13 protein-coding genes are annotated in these 18,292 nt (G+C 69.3%); 6 read left to right on the top strand and 7 right to left on the bottom strand.

The annotated features are described in order from the left end of the window. Nucleotides 1–3: 3 nt before the first annotated feature. The gene (locus DACI_RS11340; RefSeq protein WP_043783325.1) at nt 4–2,169 is read right to left on the bottom strand and encodes a TonB-dependent receptor; all 2,166 of its coding nucleotides are present in this window, start codon (nt 2,167–2,169) and stop codon (nt 4–6) included. Between the two features lie 322 nt (nt 2,170–2,491). Between DACI_RS11340 and DACI_RS11335 the strand changes: the two genes are divergently transcribed. The 4 genes from DACI_RS11335 (at nt 2,492) to DACI_RS11320 (ending at nt 5,359) form a co-directional block, all read left to right on the top strand. Further along, complete coding sequence (locus DACI_RS11335; protein ID WP_043781207.1) at nt 2,492–2,902, top strand: DUF2306 domain-containing protein; 411 nt, start codon at nt 2,492–2,494, stop codon at nt 2,900–2,902. Between the two features lie 34 nt (nt 2,903–2,936). Then, a complete protein-coding gene (locus DACI_RS11330; protein WP_012204187.1) occupies nt 2,937–3,272 on the top strand; it encodes a 2TM domain-containing protein in 336 nt (111 codons plus the stop codon). A 29-nt stretch (nt 3,273–3,301) separates the two neighbouring features. Then, nucleotides 3,302–4,390 (top strand): sensor histidine kinase, encoded by a 1,089-nt coding sequence (locus DACI_RS11325; protein WP_043781203.1) that lies wholly within the window; start codon nt 3,302–3,304, stop codon nt 4,388–4,390. Nucleotides 4,391–4,549: 159 nt separating this feature from the next. Further along, nucleotides 4,550–5,359 carry a LytR/AlgR family response regulator transcription factor gene (locus tag DACI_RS11320; protein WP_012204185.1) on the top strand — a complete coding sequence of 270 codons (810 nt, stop codon included), beginning with the start codon at nt 4,550–4,552 and terminating at the stop codon, nt 5,357–5,359. A 37-nt stretch (nt 5,360–5,396) separates the two neighbouring features. Here the strand turns inward: DACI_RS11320 and DACI_RS11315 are convergent, their stop codons facing one another. Next, nucleotides 5,397–6,083, bottom strand: a complete 687-nt coding sequence (locus tag DACI_RS11315; protein WP_225971074.1) for an ABC transporter ATP-binding protein — start codon at nt 6,081–6,083, stop codon at nt 5,397–5,399. Nucleotides 6,084–6,182: 99 nt separating this feature from the next. Between DACI_RS11315 and DACI_RS11310 the strand changes: the two genes are divergently transcribed. Beyond that, on the top strand, nt 6,183–6,548 hold the full coding sequence (locus DACI_RS11310) for a hypothetical protein (RefSeq protein WP_012204183.1): 366 nt from the start codon (nt 6,183–6,185) through the stop codon (nt 6,546–6,548). A 3-nt stretch (nt 6,549–6,551) separates the two neighbouring features. Here the strand turns inward: DACI_RS11310 and DACI_RS11305 are convergent, their stop codons facing one another. From DACI_RS11305 to DACI_RS11290, 4 genes are all read right to left on the bottom strand, one after another. Beyond that, the gene (locus DACI_RS11305; protein ID WP_043781200.1) at nt 6,552–8,051 is read right to left on the bottom strand and encodes an efflux transporter outer membrane subunit; all 1,500 of its coding nucleotides are present in this window, start codon (nt 8,049–8,051) and stop codon (nt 6,552–6,554) included. 23 nt (nt 8,052–8,074) lie between these two features. Beyond that, entirely contained in the window at nt 8,075–11,236 is a 3,162-nt protein-coding gene (locus DACI_RS11300; protein ID WP_012204181.1) for a multidrug efflux RND transporter permease subunit, read from the bottom strand. A gap of 348 nt (nt 11,237–11,584) precedes the next feature. Next, nucleotides 11,585–14,716 (bottom strand): MdtB/MuxB family multidrug efflux RND transporter permease subunit, encoded by a 3,132-nt coding sequence (locus tag DACI_RS11295; protein ID WP_012204180.1) that lies wholly within the window; start codon nt 14,714–14,716, stop codon nt 11,585–11,587. Nucleotides 14,717–14,762: 46 nt separating this feature from the next. Then, a complete protein-coding gene (locus tag DACI_RS11290) occupies nt 14,763–16,379 on the bottom strand; it encodes an efflux RND transporter periplasmic adaptor subunit (RefSeq protein ID WP_012204179.1) in 1,617 nt (538 codons plus the stop codon). Between the two features lie 421 nt (nt 16,380–16,800). On the opposite strand from DACI_RS11290, the gene DACI_RS11285 reads away from it, so the two are divergent. After that, entirely contained in the window at nt 16,801–17,187 is a 387-nt protein-coding gene (locus DACI_RS11285; protein ID WP_012204178.1) for a nuclear transport factor 2 family protein, read from the top strand. On the opposite strand, the gene DACI_RS11280 is transcribed toward DACI_RS11285, so the two are convergent. After that, entirely contained in the window at nt 17,184–18,254 is a 1,071-nt protein-coding gene (locus DACI_RS11280) for an XdhC family protein (RefSeq protein ID WP_012204177.1), read from the bottom strand. The two genes, DACI_RS11285 and DACI_RS11280, sit on opposite strands and share 4 nt — an antisense overlap. Between the last annotated feature and the right edge of the window lie 38 nt (nt 18,255–18,292).

Here is an 18,292-nt window from a genome sequence, read left to right as displayed (position 1 = left end):
GGCTCAGAAATCCACCGATGCGCTCAGCGAGAAGGTGCGCGGCATGGACTGCACCAGGTAGTTGGCGCCCGGGTAGCCGCCCACGGACGACCAGTAGCCCTTGTCGAACAGGTTGTCGATGCGCGCGCGCAGGGTCAGCAGGCGGTTGTTGCCGATGTCCATGAGATAACGCGCGCCGATGTCGGTGCGCGTCCAGGAGGCCACTTTCAGCGTGTTGGCGCCGTTGGCGTACTGGCTGGAGGTGTGCATCACGCGCGCATTGAGGGCCAGGCCCGAGACGCCGGGCACATCCCAGTCCACGCCCAGGTTGAGCAGGCGCTTGGGCACGCCGATGGCGTAGTTGCCGATGGTGGTGGCATCGGCGGCCTCGCGGATCTTGGCCTCGCTGAAGGTCACGCCGCCCAGCACGCGCAGGCCCTTGACGGGTTCGCCGAAGACCGTGGCCTCCAGGCCGCTGTTGCGCTGCTTGCCGTACTGGCCGAAGACCTGGTTGGCCACATAGGCCGAAGGCATGTCCGTGGTGTACAGCGCCACCGTGGCGCCCAGCTGCCGGCCCTGCCACTTGAAGCCGATTTCCTTCTGGCGCGACTTGTAGGGCGCGAACACCTGGCCGCCGTTGGACACGGGCAGGTCGTTGGCCGTCTGCGGCGCCACGGCGCCCTTGGTCAGGCCTTCGATGTAGTTGGCGTAGACCGAGGTGTTCTCGCTGGTCTTGAACACCAGGCCCAGCATGGGCGTGGTGGCCGACTTCTTGTAGTTGTCGGTCTGCGCGCCCGTGTTGTAGTCGTAGCTGCTTTGCTCGATGCTCTGGCGGCGCACGCCCACGGTCAGGCGCAGGCGCTCGTCCAGCATCGTCAGCGTGTCGCCGATGGCGAAGCTGTTGAGTTGGGTTTCGCCCGCACGCGTGGGATCGGCCAGGTTGCCGCCGAACAGCGTCATCACCGGGCGCGCGCTGCTCCAGGGGTTGTAGATGTTGTTGACCACGCCAAAGCCCATGCCCCAGGCATTGCGCTCGGTGGCCGAGTAGGTGCTGGCCGTGGCCACCAGCTCGTGGCCCACGCTGCCCGTGGCCAGGCGCGTGCGGATACCGACCTCGCCCGTGCCCACGCTGTCCTTGCGCTTGTTGTCGAAGCGCGTGCCCGTGGTGTCGCCGGCCGCATTGCTCACGGTCACGCCGCTCAGGGAGTTGTCTTCCTTGCCGCGGCGCAGGCCGCCTGCGGCCCAGGCCGTGGTCGTGTCGTTGATGTCCCATTCGGCACGCAGCGTGGCGAACAGGTCGCGCTCGGTGGAGTACGACCAGTTCTGGCCGTAGTTGGTCTTGTTGTCGGGCACGGCCGGGATGAAGTTGCCGGGCGTCACGCTGGGGCGGCCGCCGTTGTAGCTGTTGCGCTGGTAGCCCACGTCGCCCGACAGGCGCACGTTGCGGCTGCGCCAGTCCAGGCCCACGCCCAGGGCGGTGAGCGAGCGGTCTTCGCCATCCACGCCCGTGCCGCCGTCGCGGCGCACGGCGTTCAGGCGGATGCCGGTGCTCTGGTCAGGGCCGAAGCGGCGCGAGATGTCGGTGGAGACAAAGGCCTGGCCGCCCGTCTGGATGCCGGCGCCCACGCGCGTCAGTGCATCGTTGCCGGCGCGCTTGGGCAGCAGGCTGATGGTGCCGCCAATGCCGCTGCCGCCCGGTGCCGCGCCATTGAGGAAGGCGTTGGCGCCGCGCAGCACCTCCACGCGCTCGAAGAACTCCGAGGCGATGTACTGGCGCGGCAGCAGGCCGTACAGGCCGTTGTAGGCGATGTCGTCCGAGTACACCGGGAAGCCGCGCAGCACATACAGCTCCTGGAAGTTGCCGAAGCCGCGCGCCTGGCGCACGCCCGGATCGTTGAGCAGCACGTCGCCCACGCTCTTGGACTGGGTGTCTTCGATCAGCTGCTGCGTATAGCTGGTGGTAGAGAACGAGGAGTTCTTCCAGTCCAGCGTGCCCAGCACGCCGTTGCGCGCGCCCGTGGCCACCTGGCCGCCTGCGAAGGGCTTGGACAGGCCCTGGGCCGATGCGTCGGCACTGGCCTCCACCGTCACGGCCTCCAGCACGGGCTCGCCGCCCCGGGTCTGGGCAATCAGGGCCTGCTGGCTGCACAGACAGAGAACGGCCAGGGAAATCGGGCGGATGGAGGGCATGAGGATCATACTGAGAATGATTTGCAGAATCCGTTAGCTTACCAACCACGTGAGGGCGCTGCTATGAATTTTCTCAATCTGTTGCATCGAAGCAATCCTCCAAGTGATTGAATTCAAAGGACCTTCGCAATAGTTTGTGCGCACTCCTCATAGCCGCAATCTTCCAACGACCATGGAGATTCCTGCAGCTCGCGGCGCCCCGATGCATCTGGCACCCTGCCGGCGCCCGTCCGTCGCATGGCGCTGGCCCGGCCCGCGTCCGGCAGCGACAGTCCTGTCCCATACAGGCCCGCCAACCCGGGCCGCACGCCAGGACACCGCCATGCAAATGACACCGCTGATCGCCATCCACATGAGTGCCGCCCTCGCCGCCACGGCCACGGGTGCCATCGCCCTGCTGGCGCGCCGACGGGCCGCCGTCCATCCCCGCCTGCACCGTGCGGCCGGCTACGCCTTCGTCACGCTCATGGTCTGCGCGGCGGTGTCCGCCTGCTTCATCCGCGACTACCGCCTGCCCAACTGGGCCGGCTACACGCCCGTCCACCTGCTGGTGCCGCTGACCTTTGCCGGCCTGGGCCGCTCGTTCTGGCACCTGTACCACGGCAACATCGCCGGCCACCGCAAGATCATGCGCAGCGTCTACATCGGCGCCTGCATCGTGGCGGGCCTGTTCACCCTGCTGCCCGGCCGCTACCTGGGCGACCTGCTGTGGCAGCAACTGGGCCTGGCCTGACGCCGCTTTCCTTCCCCCTGACGGAGAACTTCCCATGCGCACCCTCGATCCCCTTGATCCCCTTCATCCCCTCGATCCCTCTGCCCGCCACGACGACGATGCCCTGGAGCGCATGGCGCGCCGCCGCGCAGGCGCCAAGATGGGCTGGATGATCCACGCCAGCGTCTATGTGCTGGTCAACCTCGGGCTGGCGGCGCTGTCGCTGTCCCAGGGCAGGCACTGGGCCATCTTCCCGGCCCTGGGCTGGGGCCTGGGGCTGGCCATCCACGGGGCCGTGGTCTGGCTGGCCCTGCCGGGCAACGGCTGGCACGGGCGCATGGTGGAGCGCGAGCGGCAGACGCTGCAGTCACGCCAGGGCCGCACCCGCTGAACGACGCCATGGGACTACCATTGCTCTCCATGCCCGACCTCGCATCCAACGCCCCATCCCAGCGGGCCGCACAGGGCCACATCGTGGAACGGACCACGCTGCTGCGCCACGGCATCGCAACGACCTCGGCCTGCGCCCTGATTGCCGCCGCATTCAGCCTGAGCAACCATGGCCGCTGGGACGTGAACCTCATCTATTCGCTGTCGATCGGCCTGACCAGCTGGCTCACCATCGAACTGGGCCGCTGGCGCCTGACGCGGGGCCAGGACATTCCCTGGCCCGGCGGCTGGCGCGGCGCCGCGCTGGTGGTGGCGGGCATCGTGACGGGGTTCGTGATCGGGTCGCTGATCGGCACGGCCTACAGGCAGTGGGCCGATCCCGATGCCAGCACGGCCCTGATGCACCGGCTGTGGATACCGCTGGCCGTCACCATCGTCGCCAGCACGGTGATGTCGCTGGCCTTCTTCCTGCTGGGCTACTCGCGCCACCTGCAGATGCAGGCCGAGCAGGCCCGCCGCCAGGCGGCCGAGGCCAAACTCACCCTGCTGCAGGCCCAGCTGGAGCCGCACATGCTGTTCAACACCCTGGCCAACCTGCGCGTGCTGGTGGCCAGCGACCCGCAGCGCGCCCAGGCCATGCTGGACCATCTGATCGCCTACCTGCGCGCCACGCTGGGCGGCTCGCGCAACTCCGAGCATGCGCTGGGCGAAGAGTTCGCACGCCTGCGCGACTACCTGGCGCTGATGTCCATCCGCATGGGCCCGCGCCTGCAATACACGCTGGACCTGCCCGAGGACCTGGCCCAGGTGCCCGTGCCGCCGCTGCTGCTGCAGCCCCTGGTGGAAAACTGCATACGCCACGGACTGGAGCCCAAGCTGGAAGGCGGGCATATCGCGGTGCGTGCGCGCCACACCGCCGGTGGCCAGCTGGAGTTGACCGTGGCCGACAACGGCATGGGCCTGGATTCCGGAGCGCCCGCCCTGCCCGGCAGCCGCTTCGGCACGGCCCAGCTGCGCGAGCGCCTGGCCAGCCGCTATGGCGACGCCGCGCACTTCGAACTGGCCGCCCTGCCCGAAGGCGGCACGCTGGCCCGCATCACCCTCAAATGCACCCCCTGAGTCGCTTCGCGCCTTCCCCCGTGTGCACGGCGCCCTCTCTCGCTTCGCGGGAGGGGAACGACACCCTCGGTGCGGGGCTGCCCTTCCTCGGTGTCCCTGAGTTGGGCCGCGCCAGTTTCATACGCTGTCGGCAATGCGCAAGTGAAATAGAAGACTGAAATGACCTCCTCCCCCCGCGCCCTGATCGCCGAAGACGAACCCCTGCTGGCCGAGGACCTGCGCCAGGCCCTGGCCCGCGCCTGGCCCGAGCTGCAGATTGCCGCCATGGTGGGCGACGGCCTGAGTGCCGCCCGGCAGGCGCTGGCGCTGCAGCCCGATGTGCTGTTCTTTGACATCCGCATGCCGGGCCAGAGCGGCCTGGAGGCCGCTGCCGAACTGGCCGACGCCTGGCCCGAGGCGCAGCCGTTTCCCATCCTGGTCTTCGTGACCGCCTATGACCAGTACGCCATGGACGCCTTCGAGGCCCAGGCCGTGGACTACCTGCTCAAGCCCGTGCAGCCCGAGCGGCTGGCGCGCTGCGTGCAGCGCCTGCGCGAGCTGCTGGCCCAGCGCACGGCGGCCCCGGCCGGCGCTGCGCTGGCGCAGGCGCTGGAGCAATTGCGGCATCTGGCCGGCGCCACGGCCCCCGCCGCCGCCACCGAGCCGCCGCTGCAGATGATCCAGGCCGGCGTGGGCACGCAGATCCAGATGGTGCCCGTGCAGGACGTCGTCTACTTCGAGGCGGCCGACAAGTACGTGCGCGTGCTCACGGCCTCGCATGAGTACCTGGTGCGCACGCCGCTCAAGGAGCTGCTGCCCCGGCTGGATGCCGAGGAATTCTGGCAGGTGCACCGTGGCACCGTGGTGCGCGCAGCCGCCATTGCCAATGCCCAGCGCGACGAGGCCGGCCGGCTGTGGCTGCAACTGCGCGAGCGAGCGGAAAAACTGGCCGTGAGCCGCCTCTACGCGCAGCGGTTCAAGGCGATGTAGGGGGCGATGTAGGTGGCGATGTAGACGCCGGCTCCGGTCAGCGCAGCGGCGGCTGATCGGGCAGGTCCAGCACGTCGTCCCAGGCCACGCCCTGCATCTCGTCCCAGTGGGCGACGATCACGCAGCGGGGGCCATGCCCGGCCACGGGGGCCGATTGCTGGCCAGCACGGTTGAGCCCTGCCATCGTGCGCTGCACATGGTCCATCGATCCCCGGTCCAGCGCGGCCAGCGGCTCGTCGATCAGCAGCAGCGGCACGCCGCTGGCCCAGCCCGCCGCCATCCACAGCTTGCGCAGGCTGCCCGTGGACAGGGCCAGCAGGGGCTTGTGCAGGTGGGGCTCCAGGCCCAGGCCGTCGGCATGGGCCTGCCATGCCGCCTCGCTCCAGGCCGGGTACAACTGCCGCTGGGCCTGCACCCAATCCTGCGCGGGCCGGGCGCGCTCGGCATTCGACAGTTCGGCGCGCGGGTCGCGCCAGAACAGCGCGGGGCGCTGCGACGGGTCCGGCTGCTGCGGATACGCCAGGCGCCCGCCCTGCAAAGGCAACTGGCCGGCCAGCATTTGCAGCAGGCTGGTCTTGCCGCAGCCCTCGCCGCCGCGCACCAGGCACAGGCCCACGGGCCAGTCGTGCGAGGCGCCATCCCACAGCAGCAGGCCCGGCTGCCCGAAGCGCAGGGCCTGCGCGCTCACCATCGGCGGCTCCATCGATTGCTGTGCGGTGTCCATCTGAATGTCTTTCCGGTTCTGCGATGCGGGCGATTGTGCACGCGGCACAATGCCGGGCTTTCCCTTTTCCCACCACGCACTACGCAGGCGGACCCCACCATGACCCTCGACTACCTGGATTTCGACTACAGCGAAGACGACGAAGGCACGGGCTGCTGGGACGCCATGGCCAGCGTGCCCGCCACGCGCGTGCCGGCGCTGGCGGCCGAGGTGGAGCAATTGCTGGCCTGGGCGCACCGCCGCTTCAAGGGCCGGCGCGGCCCCATCGAGGAAGGTGGCGACTGGGACTACGAACTGCAGGCCCAGGACGACGGCGGCCAGCCGCTGGCCTGGCGCTTTGACGCAGCCACGGCGCGCCTGCAATCCGTGGCAGCAGGGGATGGCCGCACCACGGTGAACCTGTCGATCAGCGGCAGCGCGGCCTTCGGCGAAGCATTGCGCCAGGCCTTCGAGCTGCAGGACTGAACATCAGCGCGCGACAGCCTGCGGTCCCTGCACGGAGGCCGGCCCCAGCGGCTGCCAGCGCCCGGCCACGTTCTTGAGCAAGGTGTTGACGGCGGCCAGCCGCCGGTTGCGCACATCGATCAGGCTGCGCCGCGCCGACAGCACCGTGGTCTGAGCGCTGAGCACATTCAGATAGGCCACCGTGCCCGCGCGGTACTGGTTGTTGACGACATCCAGCGCCTTCTGCGCGGCGGCCACGGCCTCGATCTGCACCTGCTGCTCGCGCGCCAGGGCGGATGCGGTGACCAGGTTGTCCTCCACCTCCTGCAACGCCGTCAGCACGGTCTGGCGGTAGGTGGCGGCGGCCAGGTCCAGCGAGGCACGCGCCGATTCCACGGCCGCCGTGCGCGCGCCGCCGTCGAACAGCGCCAGCGCCAGCGACGGGCCCAGCGACCAGAACAGGTTGGGCGCACTCACCAGGTTGGACAGCGATGCACCCCGGTAGCCGGCCGTGGCCGACAGCGTGAGCGCCGGGAAGAAGGCCGCGCGCGCCACGCCCACCTGGGCATTGGCGGCGGCCACGCGGCGCTCGGCCGCTGCAATGTCGGGGCGCTGCTCCAGCAGTTGGGACGACAGCATGGCCGGCACCTCGGGCGGCGGCGGCAGCTCGGCGCCGGCCTCCAGGCTGAAGGCCGCCGGCGGCAGGCCCAGCAGCGCGGCCAGGGCGTGCTCCAGCTGGGCGCGGCTGGTCTGCGCCTCGATGAGCTGGGCCTGGGTGCTTTTGTACTGCGCCTCAGCCTGGGCCACATCGGCCGACGAGGCCACGCCCGCGCGATAGCGGTTGTTGGTGAGCTTGAGGCTTTGCTCGTAGCTCTGCAGCGTTTCCTGCAGCAGCCGCACGCTGGCATCGGCCGCGCGCAGCGAGAAATAGGTCTGCGTGATCGATGCCTGGGCCGAAAGGCGCGCGGCGGCCAGGTCGTCGCTGCTGGCCTGGGCGCTGGCCTGGCTGGCGCTGACCGTGCCCGACACGCGGCCCCACAGGTCCAGCTCCCAGCTGGCGTTCAGGCCAAGCGAGTAGTTGGTCGAGATGTTGCCGCTACTGCCGCTACTGCCGGTGTTGCCGCCCGTGCCTGATGCACCCGATGCCCCGCCGCTGCGCGAGCGCGTGGCGCCGGCCGTGCTGCCCAGCGTGGGGAACAGCCCGGCCTGGCTGCTGGCCACGGCCGCCTGCGCGGCACGCAGGCGCGCGGCGGCCTGGGCAATGCTCTGGTTGCCGGTGGCGGCCTGCTGCTGCAGGCGGTTGAGCTGCTCGTCGCCGAACAGCTCCCACCAGTTGTCGGGCACTTGCGCGCGCGACGGATCTGCGGGCCGCCAGATGCCGGCCTCGGCCGCCTCTGGCGTGGCTTCCTTGAACTGGGCCGGCACCTCGAGTGCGGGGCGCTGGTAGGCGCTCTGCGTGGAGCAACCGGCCAGCAGCGCGGCGGCCAGCCAGATCGCCGGGGAGTGAAGTGTCTTGAACTGCATCAGCTTGGGCTTTCGGATTCGGTTCACTGGGGTGATGCGGCGGGCACAGGGGTGCCGCGGTCCTTGCCCTGCACGCGGCCACGCAGGCCCATGACACGCTGGCGCAGCCTGTCCAGCAGCACATAGACCACGGGCGTGGTGTAGAGCGTGAGCAGTTGGCTCAGCATCAGGCCGCCCACGATGGCAATGCCCAGCGGCTGGCGCAGCTCGGCGCCGTCGCCCCGGCCCAGGGCCAGCGGCAGCGCGCCGCAGATGGCCGCCAGGCTGGTCATGAGGATGGGGCGCAGCCGCAGCTCGCAGGCGCGGTAGATGGCCTGGGCGGCCGTGGCATGGCCGGCGCGCTGCCGCTCCAGCGCGAAGTCGATCATCATGATGGCGTTCTTCTTGACGATGCCGATCAGCAAAATCACCCCGATCAGCGCGATCAGCGAGAACTCCGTCTTGAACAGCATCAGCGCCATCAGCGCGCCCACGCCGGCCGAGGGCAGCGTGGACAGAATGGTCAGCGGGTGCACCAGGCTTTCATAGAGCACGCCCAGCACCAGGTAGATGGTGATGATGGCCGCCAGGATCAGCAGCGGCTGCCCGGACAGCGCCTGCTGGAAGGCCCCGGCCGTGCCGCTGAAGCTGCCGCGCACCGACACGGGCACGCCCAGCTCGGCCACGGCCGCGCGGATGGCATCGCTGGCGTCCGACAGCGCCACGCCCTCGGCCAGGCTGAAGCTGATGGTGCTGGCCGGCGTGCCCCGGTCATGGTTCACGGCCAGCGGCGTGTTGGTGGTGGTGATGCGCGCAAACGAGGTCAGCGGCACCTGCACGCCCTGGTTGTTCACGAAGAAGAAGCCGCGCAGCGTCTCGGGGCTTTGCAGGTAGCGGGGCGCGGCCTCCATCACCACGCGGTATTGGTTGAGCGGGTTGTAGATCACGCCCACCTGGCGCTGGCCGAAGGCGTTGTTGAGCGTGCCGTCGATCTGAGACACCGTCAGCCCCAGGCGCGTGGCCGCGTCGCGGTCGATCACCAGCGAGGTCTGCAGGCCGAAGTCGGACACATCGCTGTTCACGTCCGTGAGCTGGGGCAGCTGCGACAGCACCTGGCGGATGCGCGGCTCCCAGGTGCGCAGGTCCTGGATGTCGTCGGCCTGCAGCGTGTAGTCGTACGAGCCCGAGCTTTGCCGCCCGCCGATGCGGATATCGCTTTGCGTGACCATGAACAGCCGCGCGCCGGGCTCGTTCTTGAGCTTGTCGCGCAGGCGGTTGATCACCTCGTCGGAAGACACCTTGCGCTCGGCCAGCGGCTTGAGCGACATGAACATGTTGGCCGCATTGCGCTGGCCGCCGCCCGTGAAGCCCGTCACGTACTCCACGGCCGGGTCTTCCTGCACGATGGACAGGAAGCGCTTGAGCCGCTGCTCCATGGCCTGGTAGGAGGTGGACTGGTCGGCCCGGATGAAGCCCATCACGCGGCCCGTGTCCTGGCTGGGCATGAAGCCCTTGTCGATGGCCATGTGCAGGTGCACGTTCAGCGCCACCACGCCGACCAGCACCAGCAGCACCAGCGGCTGGTGGCGCAGGCACCACGCCAGGCTGGCGCGGTAGCCGGACATGGCACGCCGCTCCACGCGCCCCATCCAGGCCGCGAAGCGGTCCCAGGCGCGGCCCAGGCGCCTGCGCGGCCGCTGCTTTGCAGGCAGCCGGTGCGAGCGCAGCAGCGCCGCGCACATCATGGGCGTGGTGGTCAGCGATACCACCATCGAGATCAGAATAGCCGCCGACATCACCACCGCGAACTCGCGGAAGAACCGCCCCACGATGCCGCCCATGAACAGAATGGGCACGAACACCGCGATCAGCGACAGGCTCATGGACACCACGGTGAACCCGATCTCGCGCGCCCCGTCCAGCGCCGCGCGCAGCGCGGTCTTGCCGCGCTCCATGTGGCGCATCACGTTCTCCAGCACCACGATGGCATCGTCCACCACAAAGCCCGTGGCCACGGTCAGCGCCATCAGCGACAGGTTGTCCAGCGTATAGCCGGCCAGGTACATCACGCCGAACGTGCCCGCCAGCGACACCGGCACGGCCACGGCCGGAATCAGCGTGGCCCGGCCATTGCGCAGGAACAGGAACACCACCAGGATCACCAGCGCCACGGCGATCACCAGCGCCCGCTCCACCTCCACCACGGAGGCACGCAGCGTGGGCGTGCGGTCGGACACGATGGTCAGATCGATGGCCTCGGGGATGGACGCCTTGAGCTGCGGCAGCAGCGCGCGCACGCGCTGCACGGCCTCCAGGATGTTGGCATCGGGCTGCTTGAAGATCTGCAGCAGGATGGCGGGCTTGCCATTGGCCACGCCGTAGTTGCGCACGTCCTGCACCGAATCCGTGACATCGGCCACGTCCTGCAGCCGGATCGCATTGCCATTGCTCCAGCGCAGCACCAGCGGCGCATAGTCGGCCGCCACGCGCGCCTGGTCATTGGCGGTCACCTGCCAGTAATGGTCCTCGCGCTCCACCGCGCCCAGCGGCCGGTTGGCATTCGTGGCCGAAATGGCGGTACGCACCTGGTCCAGCGACACGCCATTGGCCGCCAGCTTCACCGGGTCCAGCTCCACGCGCACGGCCGGCAGCGCCCCCCCGCTGATGGACGCCTGGCCCACGCCCTCCACCTGCGACAGCTTCTGCGCCAGCACGGTGGACGCCGCGTCATACATCTGCCCGCGCGTCAGCGCGCTGGACGTGAGCGCCAGGATCATGATCGGCGCATCGGCCGGATTCACCTTGCGATACGTAGGATTGCCCGGCATGCCCGAAGGCAGCAGCGTGCGCGCCGCATTGATGGCGGCCTGCACATCGCGCGCCGCGCTGTCCACCGTGCGCGACAGATCGAACTGCAGCGTGATGCGCGTACTGCCCAGGCTGGAGCTGGACGTGATCTCATTGACCCCCGCAATCGCCCCCAGCGCCCGCTCCAGCGGCGTCGCCACCGTGGCAGCCATGGTGTCCGGGCTTGCACCCGGCAGGCTGGCCGACACCGAAATCGTCGGATAGTCCACCTGCGGCAGCGGCGCCACCGGCAGCAGGAAATACGACACTGCCCCCGCCAGCGCCAGGCCGATGGTCATCAGCATGGTGGCAATGGGCCGGAAGATGAACGGCGCCGAAAGATTGGAAAGCTGGCTCATGACCAAGCCCCCACAGAACGAGGCCGAGCAAAGCGAAGGCACGTCCCCCAGCCTTTCCCCCTCTGCCCACGCCTGCGTTGGGCGCGATGCGGGGTGGCAAGCCTGCCGAAGGACAGGCTTGCTTCGTCATCTGACTTGCCGCAGTTGTCTGAGCGGCGCGCGAAGCGCAAAGCGAGTTCTGCGGCACACCCCGCATCGCGCCCAACGCAGGTTGCCCGCAGCGAAGCGAAGGGTCGTGGGCAGTGGGGGCGCGCTTCTTTGCCTACTTTCTTGTCGCGCGACAAGAAAGTAGGTCGGCCGCCGGGCCGAACCCCGGCCAGCGGCGCCAGCCAAAAGCGCAAGCCCAGTTCAAGCATGGACACCTCCACGCGAAGACCGATCCCGCCACCTCTGCGCCCACCCTTCAAAAGTCAGATAGATCACAGGCGTAGTGAACAGAGTCAACAACTGGCTCACCAGCAAGCCCCCTACCAACGTCACCCCCAACGGATGCCGCAACTCACTGCCCACCCCCGTCCCCAGCATCAACGGCAAGGCCCCCAGCAAAGCAGCCAAGGTCGTCATCAGGATAGGCCGGAACCGCAGCAGGCAGGCCTGGTAGATGGCCTCGCGCGGCGTGTGCCCCTCCTCGCGCTGCGCCTCCAGCGCGAAGTCGATCATCATGATCGCGTTCTTCTTGACGATGCCGATCAGCAGCACGATGCCGATGATGGCGATGATGTCCAGGTCCAGCCCCGCCAGCAGCAGGGCCAGCAGCGCGCCCACGCCGGCCGAGGGCAGCGTGGACAGGATGGTCACCGGGTGGATGGTGCTCTCATAGAGCACGCCCAGCACGATGTACATGGTGATCACCGCCGCCAGCACCAGCAGCAGCGTGTTGGACAGCGAGGCCTGGAAGGCCAGGGCTGCGCCCTGGAAGGCGGCATCCACCGACAGCGGCATCTGCCCGTCGGTGCGCAGCTGGGCCATCAGGTCCTGCACGGCCTGGACCGCATGGCCCAGCGACACGCCGGGCGCGGTGTTGAACGAGATGGTGGCGGCCGGCAGCTGGCCCACATGGTTCACGGCCAGGGCCATGGGCCGCTCGCTGACCGTGGCCACCGAGGACAGCGGCACGGGCGCGCCCGCGCTGGAGGCCACATAGATGGCCTGCAGCGACTCGGGCCCGATCTTGAACTGCGGCGCCACTTCCAGCACCACGCGGTACTGGTTGGACTGCGTGAAGATGGTGGAGATCAGCCGCTGGCCGAAGGCGTTGTACAGCGCCGTGTCGATGGCCGAGACCGTCACGCCCAGCCGGCTGGCCTGGGCCCGGTCGATCTGCACGAAGGCCTGCAGGCCCTGGTCCTGCAGGTCGCTGCCCACGTCCACCAGCTCGGGCAGGCCGTGCATGCGCTCGACCAGGGCCTGGGTGCTGGTGGTCAGCTGCGCCATGTCGGGCGAGGACATCAGCAACTGGTACTGGGTGCGCGCCACGCGGTCCTCGATGGTCAGGTCCTGCACGGGCTGTGCGTACAGGCGTATGCCCGGGATCTGCAGCGCATCGTCGGACAGGCGGCGCAGCACGGCGGGCACGCCATCGCGCTGGCCGTGGGGCTTGAGGTCGATCAGCAGCCGGCCCGTGTTCAGCGTGGTGTTGCTGCCATCGACGCCGATGAAGGACGAGATGCTCTGCACGGCCGGGTCCTTGAGCAGCAGCTCGGCCAGGGCCTGCTGGCGCTCGGCCATGGCGGCAAACGAGATGGACTGGTCGGCCTCGGTCGTGGCCTGGATGGTGCCCGTGTCCTGGTCGGGGAAGAAGCCCTTGGGCACGGCAAAGTACAGCAGCACGGTCACGGCCAGCGTGGCCAGGAAGACGATCCAGGTCAGGCCCCGGCGGTCCAGCACCCAGGTGAGGATGCGGCCGTAGCCGGCGATGGTGCGGTCGAAGAAGCGGCCCGTGGCGTGGTACAGGCGGCCGTGCTTTTCCTCCTCGGCCCCTTCGGGCTGGTGGCGCAGCAGCCGTGCGCACAGCATGGGCGTGAGCGTCAGCGAGACCACGGCCGAGATCAGGATGGCCACCGCCATGGTGATGGCGAACTCGTGGAACAGCCGCCCCACCACGTCGCCCATGAACAGCAGCGGGATCAGCACGGCGATCAGCGAAATCGTCAGCGAGATGATGGTGAAGCCGATCTGCTTGGCGCCCTTGAGCGCGGCCTGCATGGGCGGCTCGCCCTTTTCCACGAAGCGCGCGATGTTCTCGATCATCACGATGGCATCGTCCACCACGAAGCCGGTGGAGATCGTCAGCGCCATCAGCGTGAGGTTGTTGATGGAAAAACCGGCCAGGTACATCACGCCGAAGGTGCCGATCAGCGACAGCGGCACGGCAAAGCTCGGTATCAGCGTGGCCGAGGCGCTGCGCAGGAAGACGAAGATCACCGCCACCACCAGGGCGATGGCCAGCATCAGCTCCAGCTGCATGTCGTTGACCGAGGCGCGGATGGTCACCGTGCGGTCGGTCAGCACCTGCACGTCCAGCGAGGCCGGCAGCGTCTCCTTGAGCTGGGGCAGCAGCGCCTTGATGCGGTCCACCGTCTCGATCACGTTGGCGCCGGGCTGGCGCCGGATATTGAGGATCACGCCCGCGCGCGAACCGCCTTCGGGCGTGCCGGCCCAGGCGGCTAGGCGCGTGTTCTCGGCATCGTCCACGGTCTGGGCGATGTCGGACAGGCGCACGGGCAGGCCGTTCTTGAAGGCGATGATGAGGTTGCGGTACTCGGCCGCCGACTGCAGCTGGTCATTGGCATCGATGGTGGAGGCGCGCGCCGGGCCGTCGAAGCCGCCCTTGGCCTGCTTGACGTTGGCGGCGGCGATGGCGGTGCGCACATCGTCCAGCGTCATGCCCAGGCCGGCCAGCGCCGTCGGGTTGGCCTGGATGCGCACGGCAGGCCGGCGCCCGCCGGCGATCGCCACCAGGCCCACGCCGTTGACCTGCGAGAGCTTGGGCGCCAGGCGGTTTTCCACCAGGTCGTTGACGCGGATCACCGGCAGCGAGGGCGAGGTGATGGCCAGCGTGAGGATGGGCGCATCCGCCGGGTTGACCTTGCTGTACAGCGGGGGCATGGGCAGGTCGCTGGGCAGCAGGTTGGAGCCCGCGTTGATGGCGGCCTGCACCTGCTGCTCGGCCACGTCCATGGCCATGTCCAGCGCAAAGCGCAGCGTGATTACCGAGGCGCCGCCCGAACTGGTGGACGACATCTGCGACAGCCCCGGCATCTGGCCCAGCTGGCGCTCCAGCGGCGCGGTGACGTTGGAGGTCATCACGTCGGGGCTGGCACCGGGGTACAGCGTGGTGACCTGGATGGTGGGGTAGTCCACCTCGGGCAGGGCCGAAATCGGCAACAGCCGGTAGGCCAGCAGGCCGGCGATCAGCACCGCCACCATCAGCAGCGAGGTGGCGACGGGTCGCAGGATGAAGATGCGGGAAAGATTCATGGGGCCGCCTGGAAGGGCTTGCAGTCTTCAGGTGCCGGGGCGCTGCTCAGCGCCCGGCCGGAGCGGGAGCCGCCGGGGCAGCAGGCGCAGAGGGCGTGGCAGGCGCCGGGCCGGGCGAAGGCTGGGGCGATCCGGGCGACGGTGCCGGCGACTGGCCTGCGGATGCGGAGCCTTCGGCCGCCGGCGCAGTCACGTTGCCGCCGTTGCCGCCGTTGCCGCCGCTTCCACCGTTACCCCCATTGCGCTGCCCACCGCGCTCGGCACGCAGCTTCTGCAGGTAGGCCTTGCGCTCGTCGGGGTTCATGGTCGCCAGCTTGGCGCGCACATCGGGCGGCAGGTTGCGCATGCCGCGCGGCTGGCCGGAGGCATCCTGCACGGCCTGGTCCACCTTCTGCACCTTGTCGGGCTCGATCACCGTGACCTTGGCGCCTTCGCGCAGGCGGTCAATGCCGTCCACCACCACCTGCTCGCCAGGCTTGAGCTCGCCTTTGACGCTGACGCGGTCGCCATCGGTCACGCCCACGGCGATGCGCCGCTGCGTCACCGTGCCATCCTCCTGGACCAGGTAGACGTAGTTGTTCTGCACGGCCGTGGTCGGCACGGTCAGCGCCTGCTCCAGCCGGTCCACTTCCAGCTTGACGTTGACGAACTGGTTGGCGAACAGCCGGCCCTCGGCATTGTCGAAAGCGGCCTTGGCCTTGATGGTGCCGGTGGCGATGTCGATGCTGTTGTCCACCGCATTGAGGCGGCCGCGCCCCAGTTGCTGCTTGAGGTCCCGGTCCCACAGCTCCACGGGCAGCTCGCGCCCTTCGGCCAGGCGCCGCGCCAGCGTGCCCACATGGGCCTCGGGCACGGAGAACACCGCATCGATGGGCTTGACCTGGGTGATGGTGACGATGCCGTTGGCATCCGAAGGATTGACCACATTGCCCCGGTCGGCCTGGCGCAGGCCCAGCCGGCCCGCAATGGGCGCCGTGATGCGCGTGTAGCTCAGTTGCAGCTTGGCCGCATCGGCCTGGGCCTGGTCGGCGGCCACCGTGCCCTGGTACTGGCGCACCAGCGCAGCCTGGGTATCGACCTGCTGGCCGGCAATGGAATCCTGTGCCTGCAGCTCCTTGTAGCGCTGCAGGTCCAGCTGGGCGTTCTTGAGCAGCGCCTGGTCGCGCTGCAGCGTGCCCTGGATCTGGTTGAAGCTGGCCTGGAAGCTGCGCGGATCGATCTCGGCCAGCAGCTGGCCGGCCTTGACCTCGTCGCCTTCCTTGAAATGCAGGCGCAGCAACTCGCCCGACACCTTGGCGCGCACCACGGCCGTGGCGCGCGGGTTCATGGTGCCGATGGCGCTGATCAGCACGCGCATGTCGCGCCGCTCCACCACGCCCACGGACACCGGCTGCGCCTGGGCACCCATGGCGCCGGGGCCGCCAGGCCCACCCGGCCCGCCGGGGCCGCGCCGGCCGCCTCCCGCACGCCCGCCACCCGGGCCGGGCGCACCGGCCGAGGCCTGCTCGCCCTGGGCCGGCGCCCGCTTGTTCCACCACCACAGCCCGCCCCCCGCCACCAGGGCCAGTGCCACCACGCCCCACATCAGGGCGGGCCGTACCCGGCCGCGCTGGCGTACGCCGTGGGCATCTGCAACAAAGGGGCTGCTTGACAGGCGTTTCATGGTCACTGCGGGAAGTCGTGGGAGGAAACCGTGGGTCCGGCCCCGGAACGGGGAACGGCGGCGGATGCGGCTATGGTAGCCAGTCCCATGCTCTCCAAAACGAGGCAGAACGCCGTTTTACGCAGGCATTACCCCCGCTTTACCCCGGCTTTACCCGCTCTGACCAGAGCGTTTTCTGGCCCGCACGGGCACGCGCCGGCAGGCATGCAGACAGGGCATGGCGCTCAAAACACTGTTGACCCAGGCACGGCCAATGCGGGGCGCATCGGCCGAAAAGTCCATTGAAAACAAGGCATTGCACCGCACCCCGGCGCGGCCCGCGCCTCGCCCCCGGTTGGACTGCCCCCCGCGCTTGTGGCTACGATGCGCGGCCGCTGGCCTGCAAGCGCAGGCCGCCATCCATCCGTCCCAGGAGAACACCATGACGACTGCCAACCCACGCCTGACCGACCACCCCGAAGAAGCCGCCGTGCGCGTGCCGCTGGAGCTGTACATGCGCGGCCATGCCGAGGACAACAGCGCCCACATGCGCGCCGCCTTCATGCCCACCGCCCGCATCGAAAGCGTGCGCGAAGGCCCGCTGACCTCCTGGGACATCGAAACCTACTGCGCCCGCTTCAAGGGCCAGCCCGCCGCCGACGAGGCCACGCGCCGCCGCAGCATCGACGCCATCGACATCGGCGGCACGGCGGCCAGCGCCAAGATCACCCTGGTGCACGGTGCCATCACCTTCATCGACTACTTCGTGCTGCTCAAGACCGAGGCCGGCTGGAAGATTGCCAACAAGGCCTTCCATGCGGTGGTCTAACCCACCCCGCACACCAGGGGCGTGATGCCCTCGGGCCCGTCATCCTCCAGCGGCTGCGGGGGCTGGGCGGCGGCGAGCTTGCCTTCTTCCACGGTCATGCCGCGCGGCAGGGCCACGCCGTTCTTGGCGGCCAGGACCTCGGCCATGATGCTGACGGCGATTTCGGGAGGCGTCTTGCTGCCTATGTACAGGCCGATGGGGCCGCGCAGGCGCGCCAGTTGCGCGTCGCCCAGGCCGAAGTGCTCGCTCAGGCGCTGCAGGCGCAGGGCGGTGTTGCGGCGCGAGCCGATGGCGCCGACGTAGAAGGCCGGGGATTCCAGGGCTTCCATGAGGGCCAGGTCGTCGAGCTTGGGGTCGTGCGTGAGGCCGATGATGCAGGTGCGCGCATCGGCGCGCATGGTGCGCACGAGGTCGTCGGGCATCTCGCGCGACAGCTGCACGCCGGCCACGCTCCAGTGGCGGCTGTATTCCTCGCGCGGGTCGCAGACGGTGACCGCAAAACCGTTGAACAGCGCCATGGTGGCCAGGTATTCGGACAGCTGGCCTGCGCCGATGAGCAGCATGCGGTACTCGGGGCCGAAGCTGTTGGCGACCTGCTGCCCGTCATGCACCAGCGGCTCGGGCGCGTCGCTGACCTGCTGGACGACCTGGCCCGTGGCCTTGTCCACGGTGCGCCGCACCATGCGGCCTTCGTCCAGCCATTGCACGAGTTGCTGCAGCGCAGCAGCGTCGGGATTGAATTCGAGCAGCAGCTCCAGCGTGCCGCCGCAGGGCAGGCCGAAGCGGTGGGCCTCGTCGGCGCTGACGCCGTAGCGCAGCAGCCGGGGCGCGCCGTCGCTCAGGGCGTCGGCGTCCGAGGCGTGGCTGTAGCGGGCGATCAGGTCGTCCTCGATGCAGCCGCCGGACACGGAGCCGACCACGGCGCCCGAGGCCCCCAGCGCCATGATGGAGCCGATGGGCCGGGGCGACGAGCCCCAGGTACGCACCACCGTGGCCAGCAGCGCGCGCTCGCCCTGAGCGCGCCATTGCGCGAGGTGGCGCAGAACATGAACATCCAGGTTTTCCATTGCAAATCTCCACGCCGGCACCTGGCTTGCCTGTGCAG

This window comes from Delftia acidovorans SPH-1, from assembly GCF_000018665.1.
GTDB classification, from domain to species: domain Bacteria; phylum Pseudomonadota; class Gammaproteobacteria; order Burkholderiales; family Burkholderiaceae_C; genus Comamonas; species Comamonas acidovorans.
The sequence above is the reverse complement of the archived record's forward strand: the minus strand, read 5'-3'. Positions and strand labels throughout refer to the sequence as shown.